14 protein-coding genes are annotated in these 19,917 nt (G+C 64.1%); 10 read left to right on the top strand and 4 right to left on the bottom strand.

Going from position 1 to position 19,917, the window contains the following annotated elements; genetic code table 11:
• Positions 1 to 6: 6 nt before the first annotated feature.
• The 4 genes from XM53_RS14665 to bchF are packed head-to-tail and all read right to left on the bottom strand — an operon-like array spanning position 7 to position 6,902.
• Positions 7 to 3,570 (bottom strand): magnesium chelatase subunit H, encoded by a 3,564-nt coding sequence (locus XM53_RS14665; protein ID WP_057794609.1) that lies wholly within the window; start codon positions 3,568 to 3,570, stop codon positions 7 to 9.
• A complete protein-coding gene (gene bchB / locus XM53_RS14660; protein WP_057794607.1) occupies positions 3,560 to 5,122 on the bottom strand; it encodes a ferredoxin:protochlorophyllide reductase (ATP-dependent) subunit B in 1,563 nt (520 codons plus the stop codon). Before bchB ends, XM53_RS14665 begins: the two co-directional genes overlap by 11 nt.
• On the bottom strand, positions 5,119 to 6,405 hold the full coding sequence (locus XM53_RS14655; RefSeq protein ID WP_057794605.1) for a ferredoxin:protochlorophyllide reductase (ATP-dependent) subunit N: 1,287 nt from the start codon (positions 6,403 to 6,405) through the stop codon (positions 5,119 to 5,121). Before XM53_RS14655 ends, bchB begins: the two co-directional genes overlap by 4 nt.
• The gene (gene bchF, locus XM53_RS14650) at positions 6,402 to 6,902 is read right to left on the bottom strand and encodes a 2-vinyl bacteriochlorophyllide hydratase (RefSeq protein ID WP_057794603.1); all 501 of its coding nucleotides are present in this window, start codon (positions 6,900 to 6,902) and stop codon (positions 6,402 to 6,404) included. Before bchF ends, XM53_RS14655 begins: the two co-directional genes overlap by 4 nt.
• A gap of 337 nt (positions 6,903 to 7,239) precedes the next feature.
• On the opposite strand from bchF, the gene XM53_RS14645 reads away from it, so the two are divergent.
• The 10 genes from XM53_RS14645 to XM53_RS14600 all read left to right on the top strand — a co-directional run bounded on the left by XM53_RS14645 (position 7,240) and on the right by XM53_RS14600 (position 19,882).
• Entirely contained in the window at positions 7,240 to 8,043 is an 804-nt protein-coding gene (locus tag XM53_RS14645; protein WP_236544518.1) for a cobalamin B12-binding domain-containing protein, read from the top strand.
• Between the two features lie 34 nt (positions 8,044 to 8,077).
• Complete coding sequence (ppsR, locus tag XM53_RS14640) at positions 8,078 to 9,502, top strand: transcriptional regulator PpsR (RefSeq protein ID WP_057794602.1); 1,425 nt, start codon at positions 8,078 to 8,080, stop codon at positions 9,500 to 9,502.
• Between the two features lie 120 nt (positions 9,503 to 9,622).
• Positions 9,623 to 10,525 (top strand): chlorophyll synthase ChlG, encoded by a 903-nt coding sequence (gene chlG, locus XM53_RS14635; protein WP_057794600.1) that lies wholly within the window; start codon positions 9,623 to 9,625, stop codon positions 10,523 to 10,525.
• Positions 10,522 to 11,772, top strand: a complete 1,251-nt coding sequence (locus XM53_RS14630; protein ID WP_057794598.1) for a BCD family MFS transporter — start codon at positions 10,522 to 10,524, stop codon at positions 11,770 to 11,772. The genes chlG and XM53_RS14630 overlap by 4 nt, the downstream gene beginning before the upstream one ends.
• A gap of 3 nt (positions 11,773 to 11,775) precedes the next feature.
• Entirely contained in the window at positions 11,776 to 12,954 is a 1,179-nt protein-coding gene (locus XM53_RS14625) for a geranylgeranyl diphosphate reductase (protein WP_057794596.1), read from the top strand.
• Entirely contained in the window at positions 12,951 to 13,484 is a 534-nt protein-coding gene (idi, locus tag XM53_RS14620; protein WP_057794595.1) for an isopentenyl-diphosphate Delta-isomerase, read from the top strand. Before XM53_RS14625 ends, idi begins: the two co-directional genes overlap by 4 nt.
• A gap of 85 nt (positions 13,485 to 13,569) precedes the next feature.
• Positions 13,570 to 14,460, top strand: coding sequence for a LysR family transcriptional regulator (locus XM53_RS14615; protein ID WP_057794684.1), 891 nt, complete (start codon positions 13,570 to 13,572; stop codon positions 14,458 to 14,460).
• 85 nt (positions 14,461 to 14,545) lie between these two features.
• On the top strand, positions 14,546 to 16,231 hold the full coding sequence (locus tag XM53_RS14610) for an NAD(P)H-dependent oxidoreductase subunit E (protein ID WP_057794593.1): 1,686 nt from the start codon (positions 14,546 to 14,548) through the stop codon (positions 16,229 to 16,231).
• 3 nt (positions 16,232 to 16,234) lie between these two features.
• Positions 16,235 to 18,997: a formate dehydrogenase subunit alpha gene (gene fdhF, locus XM53_RS14605; RefSeq protein WP_057794591.1), complete on the top strand. Its 2,763-nt coding sequence runs from the start codon at positions 16,235 to 16,237 to the stop codon at positions 18,995 to 18,997.
• Positions 18,998 to 19,186: 189 nt separating this feature from the next.
• Positions 19,187 to 19,882 (top strand): GntR family transcriptional regulator, encoded by a 696-nt coding sequence (locus XM53_RS14600; RefSeq protein WP_057794589.1) that lies wholly within the window; start codon positions 19,187 to 19,189, stop codon positions 19,880 to 19,882.
• Positions 19,883 to 19,917 lie beyond the last annotated feature (35 nt).

Genomic DNA, 19,917 nt, shown 5'->3' with positions numbered 1-19,917 from the left:
TGCGTGTCATTCTGCTGCGACTCCTTCGAGATGATCTTCGAGGGAGTCGGCGGCGTTGCGCAGGGCCGAGAGAGTGTCCTCGTCGGGCTGCCAATAGGCGCGGTCGTGGGCTTCGAGCAGGCGGTTGGCCATGCGCGAGGAGGCGGTCGGGTTCAGATCCGCCAGCCGCTGGCGCATGTCCGCGTCAAGGATGAAGGTCTCGCTGAGGCGCTGGTAGACCCACGGTTCGACCTGTCCGGTGGTCGCGGACCAGCCCATCGTGTTGGTGAAGGCGCTTTCGATCTGGCGGACGCCTTCGGCGCCGTGTTGCAAGAGTGCCTCGTGGAATTTGGGGTTCAGTGCCCGCGAGCGGGATTCCAGCGAGACCTGATCGGCCAGCGTGCGCACCTTTCCGGCACCACGTGTGGTGTCGGAGATGTAGATCGCCGCCTCTTCACCGCCGCGGGCGCGTTTCACCGCGCGGGAGATGCCGCCCAGCGTGTCGAAATAGTGGTCGACCGTGGTAACGCCAAGCTCGACGGATTCGAGATTCTGATAGGCCAGTTCGACGTCGCCGAGCGCGGTTTGCAGCAGCTTGTCGTTGGCCGCGGCCTTGCCGTCGACGCCGTAGGCGAAGGATTTGCGCGACAGGTACGCGTCGGCCAGTTCGTCCTCGTCATCGAAGGCGGAGCTGTCGACCATCATGTTGACGTTCGAGCCGTAAGCGCCCTCGGCATTGGAAAAGACGCGCAGCGCGGCGGTTTGCAGGTCGCAGCCGATCTTTTCGGCATAGGCCAGCGCGTGGGCGCGGATGAAGTTTTGTTCGACCGGCTCGTCGGCCTGCGCGGCCTTGAGCGCGGCCTCGGCCAGTAGTTTGGTCTGAAGCGGCAGCAGGTCGCGGAAGATGCCCGAGAGGGTCATGATGACGTCGATGCGGGGACGGCCCAGTTCGGCAAGTGGGATCAGGTCTGCGCCGCAAAGGCGGCCGAAACTGTCGAAGCGGGGGGTTGCGCCCATGAGCGCCAGCGCCTGCGCCAGTTGCGAGCCATCGGACTTGATGTTGTCGGACCCCCAGAGGACGATCGCCACGGTGCGCGGCAATGTCTTGTGAGTGTCCAGCAGAAGCTGCGCCTGGGCCGCGCCCTCGCGGCAGGCGAATTCGCTGGGCATGCGGAACGGATCGAACGCGTGGATGTTGCGGCCCGTGGGCAGGATATCGGGCGAGCGGATCAGGTCGCCGCCATGCACGGGCGCGGTGTAGCCGCCAGCAAGTGCATGGAGGATGGCTGGGATCTCGGTGCTTTGCTTCAGGTGTTTGTCGGCGATGGCGCGGGTCTCGGCATCGGCGTCGGCCATGAGGTCGAGATACTCGGCGCGAGCCGTGTCGGACATAGGCCGGCCCACGACGTGCAGTCCTTCGGGGATCAGCGCATCCTCGGTTTCCAGCAGTTTCAGCCAGAGCGTTTCAGGGTCGGTGTCGCCCAAATCCACCGCCTCGGCCTGTTCGGCGATGAGGGATTCCAGATCGGCGCGCTCAGACGCGCCGGGGCGGGTGGCGCGCCAGCGGGTGAGGCTGTCTTTCAGCTCGGCCAGGCCCTTGTAGAGGCCGGCGGTGGCCAGCGGCGGGGTGAGGTGCGAGATGGTGACGGCGCCGGAGCGGCGTTTTGCGAGGCTGGCCTCGGACGGGTTGTTGGCGGCATAGAGGTAGATGTTGGGCATCTCGCCGATCAGGCGGTCTGGCCAGTCGCGCGCGCCAAGACCCGCCTGTTTGCCCGGCATGAATTCCAACGCGCCATGCATCCCGAAATGCAGGATGGCGTCGGCCTGGTAGGTGTTGCGCAGCCACTGGTAGAATTGCACGAAGGCATGGGTGGGCGCGAAGCCGCGCTCGAACAGCAGGCGCATCGGATCGCCTTCGTAGCCGAAGGCGGGTTGGACGCCGACGAAGACATTGCCGAAGTCCTGGCCAAGCACGAAAACGCCGCGCCCGTCGGATTGCACCTTGCCGGGGGCGGGTCCCCAGACCTCTTCGATCTCGGAGAGGTGGGGCGTGTTTGCCACGATTCTGTCGGCGCTGACATGGGCCGCGACATTGGCCTCTTGCCCGTACTGGGCGGCGTTGCCTTGCAGGACGGCGGTGCGCAGGGCGTCGACGGTTTCGGGCACCTCGATGTCGTAGCCCTGGGCCTGCATTTCCAGCATGGTGTTGTGCAGGCTTTCAAAGACCGAGAGATAGGCGGCGGTGCCCACGGCGCCCGCGTTGGGCGGGAAGCCGAAGAGGACGATGGCGACCTTCTTTTCGGCCAGCTTGCTGCGGCGCAGGCGTATCAGGCGCTCGGTCTTTTCGACCAGGCTGTCGATGCGCTCGGGGCAGGGGGCCATGGATTTGACATCGGGAGCGGCGCGGCATTTGTGACGGCATCCGTCACAGCCTTCGGGGCCGTGGCGGCCGGCAAAGACCGTGGGGCAGGTCGCGCCGTCAAGTTCCGGCAGGGCGATCAGCATCGTGGTCTCGATCGGGCCGAGGCCCTGGGGCGAGGCGGCCCACTGGCCCAGCGTCTGGAATTCCAGCGGGTGCGCGGCGATGTAGGGCAGATCGAGGTCCTTGAGCACGGAAATGGCTGCGTCGTTGTCGTTATAGGCCGGGCCGCCGACAAGGCTGAAGCCGGTCAGCGAGACAAGCGCGTCGATCTTGGGGCCACGCTCGGTGCGGAAGTAGGCGTCGATGGCCGGGCGCCCGTCGAGACCGCCTGCGAAGGCGGGCAACACGTTGAGGCCGCGGGCATGAAGCGTGCGGATGACGCCGTCGTAATGCGCCGTGTCGCCAGAGAGCACGTAGGAGCGCATCATCAGAAGGCCCACGGTGGGCGCACCGGGGATGTGGCCGGGCAGATCGGCGGGATCGGTGGTGATGCGGTCGGACAGGTCGGGGTGGTAAAGCCCGGTATCGGGATATTCCACCGGCAGCGCCACGCGCGCGCCGCGCCAGTCGTCGTGGCGGCAGTAGCGCGAAATGAGGAAGCGGATCAGCCCCTCGACGTTCTCGTCGGATGCGCCCAGCCAGTATTGCATCACCAGGAACCAGGCGCGCAGGTCCTGCGCCTTGCCAGGGATCAGCTTGAGGATGCGCGGCAGGCGGCGCAGCATCTTCATCTTCTTGGCGCCGCTGTCGACATTCTGCTTGGTCTGGCCGCGAAGCTTTTTCATCAGCTTGCGGGTGCCGGATTCGGGCGCCTGCATGTCGAGCGTGCCCATACGCGTCAGGCGCACGATCTTGGCGTCGGCGATGATGCCCGCCAGCGCGTCGCAGTCTTCGCGCCGGGCCTCGAGGTCGGGCAGGATCGCGTTGATGTGGTCTTCGAGGAAGAGAAGGTTGGCGATGAGAATGTCGCCCGAGGCGATGTCGGCGCGGGCGGCGGCCAGGGCGGCGTCGCTTTCACCCCATTCGGCGGCGGCGTGGACTTTGAGTTCCAGCCCCGGGAAATCCATGCCGAGATTCAGCGCCGCGCGTTCGCAGGGACCGGCGGCGTGGCTGTCCAGCGTCAGGATCACGACCTTGTAAGGCCGGGTTATCATGGCGTCATCGCGCATAATGGGCCTTTGCCTCGTAAAGCGTGTCGAGGCTGATCTGCGTCATGCCGCGTTCGGCGGCGAAGTTTTCGGTGTTGCGGCGGGCCTTGCCGCGCACGAAGAAGGGGATCTTCTTCAACTCCTTCTCGGCGTCGGCAAGCCAGGTGATGGAGGTGTTGTCATTGGCAGGCTGCGGTTCTTCGGTTGAGTGGCCGGGAGGTCCCGGGTCAAGCCCGGGACGGTCGTCCGTTTTGCGGTCGACCGCCTTGTGTCCGTGATGGCTGGCACCCGCGTCGTCATGGAACTCGAAATCGTCGCGGAACATGTGCAGCAGATGCTCTTCCAGCCCCATGACCAGCGGGTGCACCCAGGTGTCGAAGATGACGTTTGCGCCCTCGATACCCATTTGCGGGCTGTAACGGGCCGGGAAATCCTGAACGTGGACGGGGGCGGAGATGACGGCGCAGGGGATGCCGAGGCGCTTGCCGATATGGCGTTCCATCTGCGTTCCGAGGATCATCTCGGGTGCCAGTTCCTCGATCCGCTGTTCGACGTCGAGGTAGTCGTCGGTGATCAGCGCCTCGACGCCGTAATCCTTTGCCAGAGCACGGATCGGGCGGGCCATCTCGCGGTTGTAGCAGCCAAGGCCCACCACCTCGAACCCCATCTCGTCGCGGGCGACGCGGGCGGCGGCGGCGACATGCGTGCCGTCGCCAAAGAGGAACACGCGCTTGCCGGTGAGGTAAGTGGAATCGACCGAGGCGGAGTACCACGGGAGGCGCAGGCGGCTGTCGTCGAGGTTCGGCTCTTGTCCGGTGATCTGGGCCACCTCGGCGATGAAATCGCGGGTGGCGCCGACACCGATGGGGACGGTCTTGGTGAACGGCTGGTCCAGCTCACGTTCCATCCAGCGGCAGGCGGCCTCGCCGGTTTCGGGGTACATCAGCACGTTGAAATGCGCGGCCCCCAGCCGGGTGAGGTCCCGGGGCGTCGCGTTGAACGGTGCGCAGACATTGACCGAGATGCCCATGTCTTCGAGCAGGGCAGTGACCTCGGTAATGTCGTCGCGGTGGCGGAAGCCGAGCGCGGTGGGGCCGATCAGGTTGGCGGTGACGTGGCCCGTACGCTCCATCGGTTTCGCAAGGTGACGCACCAGCTGAAACAGGGTCTCGTCTGCGCCGAAGTTTTCCTTGCGCTGGTAGCTCGGGAGTTCCAGCGCGATGACCGGGCAGGGAAGGCCCATCTGTTCGGCCATGCCGCCGGGGTCGTCCTGGATCAGTTCGGCGGTGCAGGAGGCGCCGACGATCATCGCTTGCGGCTTGAATCGGTCATAGGCCGCTTGAGCCGCGGTTTTGAACAGGTTTGCGGTGTCTGCGCCCAGATCGCGAGCCTGAAACGTCGTGTAAGTGACCGGCGGGCGGTGGTTGCGCCGCTCGATCATAGTGAAGAGCAGGTCGGCATAGGTGTCGCCCTGCGGCGCGTGCAGGACGTAATGCAGGCCCTTCATCGCGGTGGCGACGCGCAGGGCGCCGACATGCGGCGGGCCTTCGTATGTCCAGACCGACAGCTTCATTCCGCCGCCTCCAGCCGCAGTTTGGCGCGGCGGTTGAGGGGACGCGAGAAGAGACCGGCAAGGTCACCGGCCTGTTCGTAGAAATGCACCGGGGTGAAGACCAGTTCGATGGCCCACTTGGTGGCCAGTCCCTCGGCCTCCAACGGGTTGGCAAGGCCCAGACCGCAGACCGTCAGGTCCGGCTGGGCGGCGCGGCAGCGGTCAAGCTGCATCTCGACATCCTGGCCCTCGGACAGTGTCGGGCCTTCTTCCAGAAGGTCGAGATCGGGGCCGACAACGCCCTTGTGGATATAGGGTGCGCCGACTTCGATGGCGGTCATCCCGCATTCGCGGGTGAGAAACCGGGCCAGCGGGATCTCAAGCTGGCTGTCGGGAAAGAAGAAGACGGATTTGCCGTCCAGTTTCTCCGACGCCTGCGAGATCGCTTTTTTGGCCCGTGCGCGGGGCGCGTGTGTTACAGTGTCGAACAGGGTGATGTCGACACCGAACTCCATTGCCACGGCGCGAAGCCACGCGGTGGTGCCTTCTTCGCCGAACGGGAAAGGCGCAGGAATGTGACGCGCCCCGCGCTTTCCAAGTGCGGCGAGGGTGCCGCCGAGGAAAGGCTGGGTAAGGATGAAAGAGGTGTTGGGACCAACCGCGAGAGTGCTGTCGGCGCGGCGCGCTGGCAGCACTTTCACGTTGTCGATGCTCATTTTGGACAGAAGATCGAGCATCTGGTCCTCGACCACGTCGGGCAGGGCGCCAACCACGAGAAGCTGGCGCTCGTCCGTTTCCGGCAGGACCGGCACCATCGAGGCGAGGCACGCGTCCTCGCCCTCGGTAAAGGTCGTTTCGATGCCCGACCCAGAGTAATTCAGAACCCGCACATGCGGCGCGTATTGCAGCGAAAGCTTTTCGGCGGCGCGGGCAAGGTCCAGCTTGATCACCTCGGACGGGCAGGAGCCCACGAGGAAGAGCTGGCGAATATCCTTGCGGCGCTCCAGCAGGCGGGCAACCTCGCGTTCAAGCTCGGCCTGGGCATCGGCCAGGCCGGCCAAGTCGGTTTCCTCGAGAATCGCGGTGCCGAAACGCGGCTCGGCAAAGATCATCACGCCGGCGGCGGATTGCAGCAGGTGGGCGCAGGTGCGGCTGCCCACGACCAGAAAGAACGCGTCCTGCATCTTGCGGTGCAGCCAGATGATTCCCGTCAGGCCGCAGAAGACCTCGTGCTGGCCGCGCTGTTTCAGAACCGGGGCGTCACGGCATCCTGTGGCCGGAAGAGGCGTGGAGTCGTCGGTCATGCCGGCACCTCTGACAGGGCTGCCGATTGCAGTCGCGCGGCGCGTAATTTGAGTAAGAACTGGGTGGCGTTGATGGCGTAGGCGGCATAGGCCGCGAGCGCCAGGATCATCAAACCTTGAGGGGAGAAGGCGGCCGTGAAAAGCGCCCAGAGATAGGCTGTGTGCAGCGCGATGACCGCAAAGCTGAACACGTCTTCCCAAAAGAAGGCGTGGGCGAAAAGGTATTGACCGAAAACGATTTTTTCCCAGATCGCACCGGTGACCATGATGAGATACAGAAAGCCGGTCTTGATCAGGATCGACCAGGTGGCCAGCGCATAGCCTTCGCCTGTCCAAAGGTAGCGCAGCACGAGACCGAGCGAGACGAGAAAGACGAGGAATTGAGCGGGCGCGAGAACGCCCTGAACCAGGGTCCAGATACTGGCATCGCGGCGGGCGCGCTGCTCGGGTGTGTAGAGCAGGCCCGGGCTCGCTTTTGGTGGCGCTTGCAGCGTCATTGGCTCCCCCTCGCAGGCCGTAAGATCGTAGCACGATGCTAGGGGTCGGGGCGCCAAAGTGTCAACTAAAATTTACACATTGATCCGTCGCGATCTGTAAACAGGCGCGGTTGGCCTGATACGCGACTGGCTTTGGTTTTTTATTTGCCATCAGGTCATTTTCAGGCTGTTTGGCGCAAGAATAAATTGGTGGCAAACAAGGGCTTGAGTTGTCTCCTCATGCGTGTATGTCAGGAAAAATTGACATTGAGGTCCGGCGGGCGCAGACTAACTCTGGCCACATGCGTGCCCGGTTTCTTCGGGCTAAGTCATGTTGTCGAACGCGGGGGAGAAGCGCGTGGGAGAGTCCTCTGACAGAAAAGGCCAAGGCCTTTCAAAGACGCAGCAACCGGCCATCCGGTTTCTCGTAGAATCGGCGCTGAGAACGGTCATCTCGAACACGGCCCGGTCCGAGCCGCGAACCCGAGAGCAATGGGTCGAACGCTTGTGCGAAGCGCTGATGTCGGACTCTGACAGCAGCTACCGCGCGGTCATATCTTCGTTGATGGCGAACGGAGTCAGCAGCGAGGAGATTTTCCAGTCCTACATCCCGGCCGCCTCGGCCTATCTTGGCGAGCTTTGGGTCAGTGATCGGGCAAGTTTCGTCGATGTCACGGTCGGCGCTTCGCGTTTGCAGGGGCTGTTTCGCGGTAAACAGGCCGACTCGCCCGGTCGGTGGAGCGACCGGAGCATCCCGCTTGGCCAATCCGCGCTGATGGTCGTGCCGCAGTACGAGCAGCACGCGCTCGGCGCGTTTGTCGCGGCGGATAATCTTCGCCGTCATGGGTTGTGGGTGCACATGGCGATCGGCCTGACACGAGAGGAATTGGCTGAACTTTCGGGCACGCGGCGCTTTGCAATGATCGGAATCTCGGTCGCGACGCGGAATTCGGTTGAAAAAACCACCGAACTCATAGACTACCTCCGCTCGAATGCTAACTATATGCCACCGATCGTGATCGGCGGGCGGGCCGTTGAAGCAGATCCCAAGGCCGTATCCAAGACCGGCGCGGATCACGCGGTGCGCACTGCAAGAGAAGCGATTGAAAAATGTGGCTTGTCGAGTGTAGCTGAGGCGCTGCCGTTCACCGGAGCGATCTGATGCTGCCTGAATTGGGGATTGGCGGAGTGGTCCGATGACGCGTGAGACTCGGAAGTCTGAGCGACTACGCGCCGGCGCCTTGCCCGATCCTTCCGGGGTGCACAATATTGTCGAACAGGCCGGTGATATGGCGGTATACGTGGCAGACGATGGCGAAGTCGCCGGCATATCCGTCAATCCCGATTGTCCATCGCTTGGATGCCTTGACCATTGGGTTGGGCGGCCGTTCGAAAAATTCCTGACTGTCGAAAGCAAGGAAAAGCTCGAGTTGCGGCTGGCAGAGATGCGCGCCAATCCCGACGCGACGACTCGGGGGCTGGAACTGAATCATATCGACAATGCCACGTGGGAATTTCCGATTCGCTATACCCTGCACAGGGTCTATGACGGAGGCTTGCTTTTGCTGGGGCGCGACATGCAGCCCATTGCGGAGGTGCAGCAACGCCTTGTTGCCGAGCAAACGGCGCGCGAGCGTGACCAGCAGCGGCTGCGCGGTGAGCAGACGTTTTATCATGTCGTTCTGGAAGCGTCCGAGACGCCGCTGATATTGGTCGAGCCGGAGAAAGGCCGCATTCGCGACCTGAACAGCGCGGCGGCGATGCTATTGGGTACGAATGTCGACACGCTGAGCGGATCGTCGCTGGCGCAGGCGTTCGACGGCCGCCGGCGCGAAGAGCTGATGGACGCGATGCGCAGCGCGGCCGGATCGCGCGAGGCGCGGGGCATCGAACTTGTGGCGCGGCGCAACGAGCGCGAACTGAAGCTCTACCCCGATTTTTTCCGTGCGGCGGGTGAGCTTTATATGCTGTGCCGCGTGCGGCCTGCGGATGGCGACGCCGGAACGGCGGCTGAATCCGCGCAGGTGCTTGGCGCGCTATATGCCGCCACCAGCGATGCGATCGTGATCACCGATGGCAAAGGTGCGATCCGCGACGCGAACGAGGCCTTTCTGACCATGGCCGATGCGGCGCAATTGCGCGACGTGCGCGACAACAATCTGGCGGATTTCCTGGTGCGCGGTGCCGTGGATACCAAGCTGATGCTTGAGACGGCGGCCAAGCAGGGGCGGTTGAGCAACTACGCCACCCAGATGGCCAGCATCGTCGGAACGCGGTCGAGCGTCGATGTCTCCGTGGCCCGGCTGCGCGACCCGGCCGGCGATTTCGGGTATGGTTTCATCCTGCGAAATACGTCTTTGAACGAAGGTGCGGATGCCGAAGTGACCAGCGTGGTCAGCGAAGAGGCCATGAAGAACGTCATGGACCTCGTCGGGACAGCCTCGCTGAAAGAACTCGTTTCGGCCACGTCGGACGTGATCGAGAAGTTGTGCATCGAGACGGCGGTGCAGTTGACCGGGAACAACAGGGTCGCGGCGGCCGAAATGCTGGGACTGTCACGCCAGAGCCTTTACGTGAAACTGCGCAAATACGGCCTGATCAATTCGGGTGCTGACGAGTAGGCGGTCAAAAGCTTTGTGAAAGCTTTTGGCAAATCCTTTTTGAAAGGATTTTGGTGCGGAACGAGTCCGGTTTCAAAAAAGACCTTTCGCGAATCCGAGATGTAAACCATACTTGACACCATGAGTGTCTCATTGGGCATACAGGCGTCGCGCCGCCGGCCCGAACCGCGCGCCATACTTACCTTGATAAAGCCGATCACGTGGTTTCCGCCGGTCTGGGCCTATCTGTGCGGCGTCGTGTCCAGCGGCGTGCCGGTGATGTCGGCGCCGTGGCTGGTGTTGATCGGCATGGTTCTGGCCGGACCCGTCGTGTGTGGCATGAGCCAGGCGGCCAACGACTGGTGCGACCGGCATGTGGATGCCATCAACGAACCGCACCGCCCGATCCCGTCGGGGCGCATTCCCGGGCGCTGGGGGCTTTGGATCGCCTTGGTGATGAGTGCCGCCGCATTGGCGCTGGGGGCGACGCTGGGCCCGTGGGGCTTTGGCGCGACGGTTTTCGGCGTTCTGGCAGCCTGGGCCTATTCGGCCGAGCCTGTCCGGTTGAAGAAATCGGGCTGGTGGGGGCCGGGCCTGGTGGCACTTTGTTACGAAGGATTGCCCTGGTTCACCGGGGCCGCCGTCTTGTCGGCGGGTGCGCCAGCCTGGCAGATCGTGGTGCTGGCGCTGCTTTATGCCGTGGGCGCGCACGGGATCATGACTCTCAACGATTTCAAAGCGTTGGAGGGGGACCGCCAGACCGGCGTCAATTCCCTGCCGGTCACGCTGGGCCCCGAGCGCGCGGCGCGGGTGGCTTGCTGGGTCATGGCGCTGCCGCAGGTTGCGGTGATCGCGCTGCTGACGGGGTGGGGGCAGGTGTATCACGCCGCCGCTATTGCCGCACTGCTGGGCGTTCAGGTCTGGGCGATGCGCGTTCTGCTGTCCGATCCCAAGGGGCGTGCGCCCTGGTACAACGGGACGGGCGTCACGCTTTATGTCAGCGGCATGATGGTTGCGGCCTTCGCAGTAAGGACGCTGGTATGACGCTGGGCTGGGGCGGTATCGCAAGATTGTGCCTGGCCAATGCGGCCATTGGCGGAATGGCGGCGCTGCCGGTCAACCTCTTCAACCGGCTGATGACGGTGGAGCTTGCCTTGCCCGCCCTGTTGCCGGGGTTCTTGGTGGCCTTGCACTATGCCGTGCAACTGTCGCGGCCTGTCTGGGGCCATCGTTCGGATACCAAGGGCGGGCGGACGCCGTTCATCCTGGGCGGTACGCTGGTCGTGGGCGCGGGGCTGGTGCTGACTGGCTGGGGAATCGCTTTTGCGCCAAACACGCAGATGGCGATTGCGGTTTGGATTGTGGCCTATGCGCTGATCGGCTTCGGCATCGGGGCGGCGGGCACGTCCTTCCTGGCGCTGCTTGCGACGGCCGCGCCGGACGACAGGAAAGGGGCCGCGGCCACGTTTGCGTGGCTGATGCTGATCGCGGGGGCGATTGCGGCGTCGGTTGGCGCGGGGATCGCGTTGAAACCCTACAGCCCGGAGCGGCTGATGCTGGTCGTGCCCATCGTGGCGGCCGCCTGTTTCGTGGCGGCGTTGATTGCCACATGGGGCGTCGAGCGGCGTCTGGGCGCCGTGCCCGCGCCGCAGGAGGCCAAGCTGGGTCCGGCGCTGCGCGCGACCTGGGCGGACCCGGCGGCGAAGACATTCACGGGCTTCGTGTTCCTGTCGATCCTGGCCTTCTACCTGAGCGAATTGGTTTTGGAGCCCTTTGCCGGACATATCCATGGGCTGACACCCGACGAGTCGACCAAGCTGTCGGGCGGCAAGGATGGCGCGGCGCTTTTGGGGATGTTGATGGCTGGGGCGTTCTCGACCTTCAAGCTCGGCAGCTTGCGGACATGGGCCGTCACTGGCTGCGTGATCTCGGCGCTGGGCCTGATGGGCCTTGGCGCGGGCGCGGCGCTGGTGCCGTTCACGGTGATTTTGGGGCTGGGCAACGGGTTGTTCGTGGTGGGCGCCATCGGGTCGATGATGCGACTGGCCGCGGCGCAGGAAGGGGCGACCGGCACGCGGATGGGCGTCTTCGGCGCGGCGCAGGCAGTGGCCGCCGGGCTGGCTGGCCTGATTGCCACGGGCACGCTGGACGTGGCCCGTTTGATGATGAGCGACGGGGCGGCCTATGCCGCGGTGTTCGGCCTTGAGGCCGTGCTTTTCTTGGCCGCCGCGCTGGTGGCGATGCGAATCCTGCATCGGCCGACCGCGCCGCTGCTGCAACCGGGAGAATGAGCGATGTATGACGTTGTAGTGGTTGGAGGCGGCCCGAGCGGGGCCACGGCGGCCGAGGATCTGGCGCGGTCTGGGCACAAGGTGGCGCTGCTCGACAGGGCCGGGCGAATCAAGCCCTGTGGTGGGGCGATTCCGCCGCGCCTGGTTGCGGATTTCGACATCCCCGAGGATCTGCTGGTGGCCAAGATCACCACCGCGCGCATGATCTCGCCTACCGGGCGCAAGGTCGATATCCCGATCGAGAATGGGTTTGTCGGCATGGTGGACCGCGAGGATTTCGACGAGTTCCTGCGCGTCCGGGCCGAGGCCGCGGGGGCGGTGCGGGCCACCGGAACCTACAGGCGGATCGAGCGCGAGCACGGGCAGGTCAAGGTCATCTATCGCGACAAGGTCAGCGGTAACGAGCGCGAATTGCCCTGCAAGCTGGTGATCGGCGCGGATGGCGCGCGGTCGAACGTGGCGCGCGACGAGGTCGAGGGCGGGGACCGGATTCCGTATGTCATCGCCTATCACGAGATCATCGCGGCCCCCGGAAAGGTGGGCGAATACGATCCGACCCGATGCGACGTCATCTATGACGGCCGGATCAGCCCCGATTTCTATGGCTGGGTCTTTCCGCACGGCAAGTCGGCCAGCGTCGGCATGGGATCGCTGGTCAAGGAGGTGGACGTGAAACAGGCCACCGCCGATCTGCGTCTCGCCAGCGGGCTGGCGGAGTGCGAGACGATCCGTAAGGAAGGCGCGCCCATTCCGCTGAAACCGCTGGACCGCTGGGACAATGGCAAGGATGTCGTCCTGGCCGGGGATGCGGCGGGTGTGGTCGCGCCAAGCTCGGGCGAGGGGATCTACTATGCCATGGCCGGGGGGCGCGTTGCGGCCACGGCAGCCGCGGCGACCCTGGCCTCGGGGCGGGTCAAGGACCTGAGACTGGCGCGGCAGCTCTTCATGAAAGAGCACAAGACCGTGTTCCGGGTGCTGGCGTCGATGCAGAATGCCTATTACAAGTCGGACGAGCGGCGCGAACGGTTCGTGTCGCTGTGCCATGACATCGACGTGCAGCGTCTGACCTTCGAGGCGTACATGAACAAGAAACTGGTCAAGGCCCGGCCCATGGCCCACCTGAAGATCGGCCTGAAGAACCTGGCGCATCTGACGCGGCTGGTGCCGGCGGCCTATACATGAGCGTCATGATCCCCACATGGGTCGGCGGCGACCTTGTGGCCGTCGAGAAGCTGGAGGCGCACGAGCGCGGCCTGCGGCACAAGGCGGTGTCGGTTTTCGTGCTGTGCGGCAACGCGGTGCTGATCCAGCGCCGGGCGCTGGGCAAGTACCATACGCCGGGCCTGTGGGCGAACACCTGCTGCACCCATCCGCATTGGGGCGAGGACCCGGAGACCTGTGCGCATCGTCGGCTGACCGAAGAGTTGGGCATCGAAGGCCTGGCGCTGGACTACCGTGACCAGCTGGAATACCGCGCCGATGTGGGCGGCGGGCTGGTGGAGCACGAAGTGGTCGATGTTTTCGTGGCCAATGTTGCGGAACGCTTTTCCCTGCGGCCAAACCCTACCGAGGTGATGGACACGGCCTGGGTCGATCTTGATGACCTGCGGGACTATGCGCGTACCATGCCGGAAATCTACACGCCTTGGCTGCGCATCTATCTTGAAAAGCACGCGGCGCAGATTTTCGGCCGTGTGGACAGTCCGGTGTGATCGGGCAGATTGCCGGTTTCAAATAGACATCCGGCGCGGGGCTTGATTTAGTCCGGCACGATTGGCGACCGATGATGGAGCAGACGTGCTGGACCTCAAAGACCTGCAATTCCTGACTGCGCTGGCGCGGCAAAAGCACTTTGCCCGCGCTGCCGAGGAATGCGGCGTGTCGCAGCCTGCATTCTCGATGCGGATCGCCAAGCTGGAAGAGCATCTGGAGACAAAGATCGTTCATCGGGGCAACCGATTTCAGGGGCTGACGCCGGATGGGGAGAGCATCGTGCGCCACGCGCTTCAGATCCTGGAGGATGTGAAGCGGCTGGAGACCGAGTTCAGCGCCGAGCCGGGGGACGTGACCGGCGTGTTGTCATTGGCGGTAATCCCGACGGCCGCCGCCCTGGCGGCCAAGACGGTGATCCAACTGCGCGAGGCCAATCCGGGGATCACCGTGCGCGTCAAGACGATGAACTCGCTGGCCATTCTGCACGGACTGGAGGCAGGTACCTACGATGCCGGGATCACCTATACCGACAGTGCGAATTCCGAGAGTGCCATTCACAGTTTCCTGAGCGTGACGCCGATCGACGACGAGGAATACGTGCTGCTGGTTCCCTCGGACATGGTCGAGGACGGCAAGACCCAGATCACCTGGAAAGAGGCCGGCGCGCTGCCGCTTTGCCTGCTGGAGCCGGGGATGCAGAACCGGCATATCATCGACACGGTGTTCCAGGACGTGGGCACGCGCCCGCGCGTCGTGGCGGAATTGTCGGGCCTGACTGCGGGCGTGGTGATGGCCATTCAGGGCGCGGCGGCAACGGTGGTGCCCAAGGTTTTGGTCGAAAACACCGGCGCGCCCCGGTCGGTGCGCATCCTGCCGCTGGTCGATCCCGAAGTGCACAAGTCGCTCAGCCTTGTGACAGCGGACAGGGGGCCGGCCTTGCGCACGGTGCAGGCCTTGAAAGAGGTTCTGCGATAAGCCCCGCTTATCGTGGCTTTGAATCATACGATTTTTGATTGAAAACGGTATGCTTTAGTGTGCCCTCAGCAACGGGAGGGTCCACATGGCACTTGATGATCGCAGCGGCGTCTGGAAATCGGGCAAAGGCAAGGGGCGGCACACGCCCAAGGGCCGGCAGCTTGAGGATCAGGCCTGGGAAGAGGTTCGCGACCTTCTGGGCGATGCGCCCCGGCGGCGCGACCTGCTGATCGAATACCTGCACCTGATCCAGGACAAGTTCGGCCACCTCAGCGCGGCACACCTGCGCGCGCTGGCCGAGGAAATGCGCATCGCGCAGGCCGAAGTCTATGAAGTTGCAACGTTTTATGCGCATTTCGACGTGGTCAAGGAAGGTGAGGTGCCGCCGCCGGCCCTGACCATCCGGGTATGCGACTCGCTGTCGTGCGAGTTGGCCGGGGCGCAACAGCTGAAGGCGGCGCTGGAAGATGGCATGGACCCCAGTGAGGTCCGCGTGCTGCGCGCGCCCTGCATGGGGCGGTGCGACACGGCGCCGGTGCTGGAACTGGGCCACAACCACATCGACAACGCGACGGTGGAGAAGGTCGAGGCGGCGATTGCCGCGGGCGACACCCACACGCATGTGCCCGACTATGAAGATTTCGCCGCCTACAAGGCCGAGGGTGGCTACGAGAAACTGGCGGAGATCCGCAAGAGTGGCGAGTTCGAGACCATTCAGCAGACCTTGCTGGATTCGGGCCTGCGCGGGCTGGGCGGTGCCGGTTTCCCTTCGGGCAAGAAATGGGGGTTCGTGCGGGCCGAGGCAGGGCCGCGCTATCTGGCCGTCAACGGTGACGAAGGCGAGCCGGGCACGTTCAAGGACCGCTATTACCTGGAGCGCACGCCGCATCTGTTCCTCGAGGGGATGCTGATCGCCGCTTGGGCTGTCGAGGCCAAGACCTGTTTCATCTACATGCGCGATGAATACCCCGCTGTGCTGAAGATCCTGGCCAAGGAGATCAAGGCGCTGGAGGACGCGGGCATCGTCGAGGAAGGGTATATCGAACTGCGCCGCGGCGCGGGGGCCTATATCTGCGGCGAAGAAAGCGCGATGATCGAATCGATCGAGGGCAAGCGCGGGTTGCCGCGGCACCGCCCGCCCTTCGTGGCGCAGGTCGGTGTCTACAACAAGCCGACGCTGGTGAACAATGTCGAGACGCTCTACTGGGTGACCCGCGTTCTGCGCGAAGGCGGCGAGATCCTGTCGGGCGTGGAAAAGAACGACCGCAAGGGTCTGCGCTCCTACTCGGTCTCGGGCCGGGTCAAGAACCCGGGCGTGCACCTGCTGCCGGCAGGTTCCACCATCCTGGACATCATCGAGGCCGCGGGCGGGATGCTCGATGGTCACACGCTGAAAGCCTATCAGCCGGGCGGTCCGTCCTCGGGCCTTCTGCCTGCGCACATGGATGATGTACCGCTCGATTTCGATACGTTGCAGCCGCATGGCAGCTTCATCGGGTCCGCCGCCGTGGTGGTTCTGTCCGACAAGGACAGCGCCAAGGAAGCCGCAATCAACATGCTGAAGTTCTTCGAGGACGAAAGCTGTGGCCAATGCACGCCCTGCCGCGTCGGCTGTGAAAAGGCCGTCAAGCTGATGCAGGCGGATAAATGGGACCAGTCGCTGCTGGAAGAGCTGAGCCAGACCATGGTCGACGCCTCGATCTGCGGCCTGGGGCAGGCGGCGCCCAACCCCATTCGCCTGACCATGAAACATTTCCCGGACGAGGTGTAAGACATGACCGACACGATCAAGTTCACACTCGATGGCAAGGAAGTCGAAGCCGAGAAGGGCATGACCATCTGGGAGGTGGCCAATGGCCGGGGGTTGAAAATCCCGCACCTGTGCCACAAACCCGCGCCGGGGTATCGCCCCGATGGCAACTGCCGCGCCTGCATGGTGGAAGTCGAGGGCGAGCGAAACCTCGTCGCCTCGTGCATTCGCGAGCCCAGCGAGGGCATGAACGTCACCACCAATTCCAACCGGGCCGAGACCGCGCGCAAGATGGTGATGGAGATGCTGGTCGCCGACCAGCCCGAGCCGGAAAAGGCGCATGACAAGTCGAGCCACCTTTGGGACATGGCCAAGCTGGCCGGCGTATCGCAAAGCCGTTTTCCCAAGCTGGAACAGGACCGTGTGCCGCTGCTGGATGACAGCCACGTCGCGATGAGCGTCAACCTGGATGCCTGCATACAGTGCAACCTTTGCGTCCGCGCCTGCCGTGAAGTGCAGGTCAACGACGTGATCGGGATGGCCGGTCGCGGGCATGACAGCTTCCCGGTGTTCGATTTCGACGACCCCATGGGCGAAAGCACCTGTGTGGCCTGTGGCGAATGCGTGCAGGCGTGCCCCACGGGCGCGCTGATGCCGTCCACGGTGGTCGATGACGCCCAGGTCGGAGACAGCGCCGACTATGACCGCGAGGTCGACAGCGTCTGCGCCTTCTGCGGTGTGGGCTGCCAGATCAGCCTGAAGGTCAAGGACGACAAGGTGAAATATGTCGAGGGCATCAATGGCCCCGCCAACGAAGGCCGGCTGTGCGTCAAGGGCCGGTTCGGCTACGACTATATCCACCATTCGCACCGCCTGACCAAGCCTTTGATCCGGCGCGAGGACGCACCCGCGAAGGGCCTGAACGTCGATCCCGACAACTGGCAGGATTTCTTCCGCGAAGCGTCGTGGGACGAGGCGCTGGACGTGGCGGCGAACGGTCTGAAAGGCCGGGGACGCGAGGTGGCCGGCTTCGGCAGTGCGAAATGCACAAACGAAGAGGCCTACCTGTTCCAGAAGTTCATCCGCCAAGGCTTTGGCCACAACAACGTGGACCACTGCACGCGGCTGTGCCACGCGTCCTCCGTTGCCGCCCTGATCGAGAACGTCGGATCGGGTGCGGTGACCGCGACCTTCAACGAGATCGAGAATGCCGATGTGGCGATCATCATCGGGGCCAACCCGATCGAGAACCACCCCGTCGCGGCCACCTATTTCAAGCAGTTCACCAAGCGCGGTGGCAAGCTGATCGTTATGGATCCGCGCGGCGTGGGGATGAAACGCTTCGCTACCCACATGCTGCAGTTCAAGCCGGGCGCGGACGTGTCCATGCTGAACGCGATCATGCACGTGATCGTCGAGGAAGAGCTTTACGACCAGCAGTATATCGAGGCGTTCACCGAAAACTGGGAGGCCGAGAAGGCGCATCTGGCGCAGTTCCCGCCCGAGAAGATGGAAGAGCTGTGCGGCATCCCCGCCGAGACGCTGCGCGCGGTCGCCCGCGAGTTCGCCTCGGCGCAATCCGCCATGATCTTCTGGGGCATGGGCGTCAGCCAGCACATCCACGGCACGGACAACTCTCGCTGCCTGATCAGCCTTGCGCTGATGTGCGGCCATGTGGGCCGTCCCGGCACGGGCCTGCATCCGCTTCGCGGCCAGAACAATGTGCAGGGCGCGTCCGACGCGGGCCTGATCCCGATGTTTTTGCCCGACTACCTGTCGGTCACCGACGATGGCGTGCGCAAGGCGTTCACCGAAGTCTGGGAATCGGGCGACTTCAGCAGCGAGAAGGGTCTGACCGTCACCGAGATCATGGACGCGGTGCACGAGGGCCACATCAAGGCGATGTACGTGCTGGGCGAGAACCCGGCGATGAGCGACCCGGATGTGGAGCACGCCCGCGACGCGCTGGCGATGCTGGATCACCTCGTGGTGCAGGACATCTTCATCACCGAGACGGCGAACTATGCCGATGTGATCCTGCCAGCCTCGGCCCTCTATGAAAAATCCGGCACGGTGTCGAACACCAACCGGACGGTGCAGATGCTGCGCCAGGCCGTGCCGCCGCCGGGCGAGGCGAAAGAGGATTGGTGGATCGAGGTCGAACTGGCCAAGCGCTGCGGTCTGAACTGGACCTACACGCATCCCAGCGAAGTGTTCAACGAGATGGCGATCAACATGCGCAGCCTCGACAACATCACCTGGGAACGACTGGAGCGCGAGGCGGTGACTTATCCGTCGCTCAGCCCCGAGGACCCCGGCCAGGCCGTGGTCTTCGGCGATGCCTTCCCCCGCCCCGAGGGCCGTGCCCGGTTCACCCCGGCCAGCGTGATCCCGCCCGACGACCTGCCGGATGCGGATTATCCGATGGTTCTGACCACCGGACGGCAGCTGGAGCATTGGCACACCGGGTCGATGACCCGCCGGGCCAGCGTGCTGGACGCGGTCGAGCCCGAGGCGAACTGCTCGCTGCACCCCTCGACCCTGCGCAAGCTGGGCGTGGAGCCGGGCGGCATGGTGCGGATCACCACCAAGCGCGGCTCGATCGATGTGATGGCGCGGGCCGACCGCGCGATTGCGCCGGACATGGTCTTCATGCCGTTTGCCTATGTCGAGGCGGCGGCGAACATCCTCACCAACCCGGCCATCGACCCCTATGGCAAGATCCCCGAGTTCAAGTACTCGGCCGTGCGGGTGGAAAAGGCCGAAGCGGCGGTGGCGGCGGAGTAGTCCGCGCTGCGATCATGATTTTCGAAGGGCCGGGGTTTTCCCGGCCCTTTCGTTTTGACCTTAGGAAAAGGCGGTCCGCACCGCGACAGGGCGGTATTCTTGCTGCATCCGCGAAAGTTTGCCGTTGATTTGCGTTGGTTCGTGGTATACCAGACTACGGATTTAGCGACTCAAACCCGGTGCGCCGTCATGAAACTCAATCCGATCGACACGTCGGTCACGCTCAAGGACCACATCTATAACCGGATGCGCGAAGCGATCCTCGAGATGGACATTTATTCCGACAGCGTGGATTTGCGGCTGGACGAACGCAGCCTTGCGGACCAGCTGGGCGTCTCTCGCACGCCCCTGCGCGAGGTTCTGGTGCGGCTGGAACAAGAAGGCCTTTTGGAGGTCCGCCCCCGTCGCGGCATCTTCGTGCAGCGCAAGACGCTTTCGGATATCCTGGAGATGATCATCGCCTGGGCCGCGCTGGAAAGCATGGCTGCCCGGCTGGCCTGCGAGCGTGCCACGGACCGCGAGATCTCGAGCCTGCGCACGATTGCGGCGAAATACTCGGTCTCCAAGACGGGCGCGGATATCGCGGAATATTCCGACGACAACATCCGCTTTCACCAGAAGATCCTGGAAATTTCGGGTTGCGAGTTGCTTTCCAGCATGGCCGAGAACCTGTTCGTGCACATGCACGCCGTCCGCCGCCGGTCCATGGCCGAGGTGGATCGCGTTCCGCAATCGGTGGCGGATCACATGGAAATCATCGAGGCGCTGGAGTCGCGCGATCCGGATCTTGCCGGGACGCGCGTGCGCGATCACACGATGCGCCTGCACGACCACGTGCGCGAGGTCTGGACCCGCGCAGGGATCACGAAAAACAAGGGGGAATGACCTGATGAAAGCATTGGACGGCATCAAGATCCTGG

The sequence above is a fragment of the Roseovarius atlanticus genome (assembly GCF_001441615.1).
GTDB lineage: Bacteria > Pseudomonadota > Alphaproteobacteria > Rhodobacterales > Rhodobacteraceae > Roseovarius > Roseovarius atlanticus.
The sequence above is the reverse complement of the archived record's forward strand: the minus strand, read 5'-3'. Positions and strand labels throughout refer to the sequence as shown.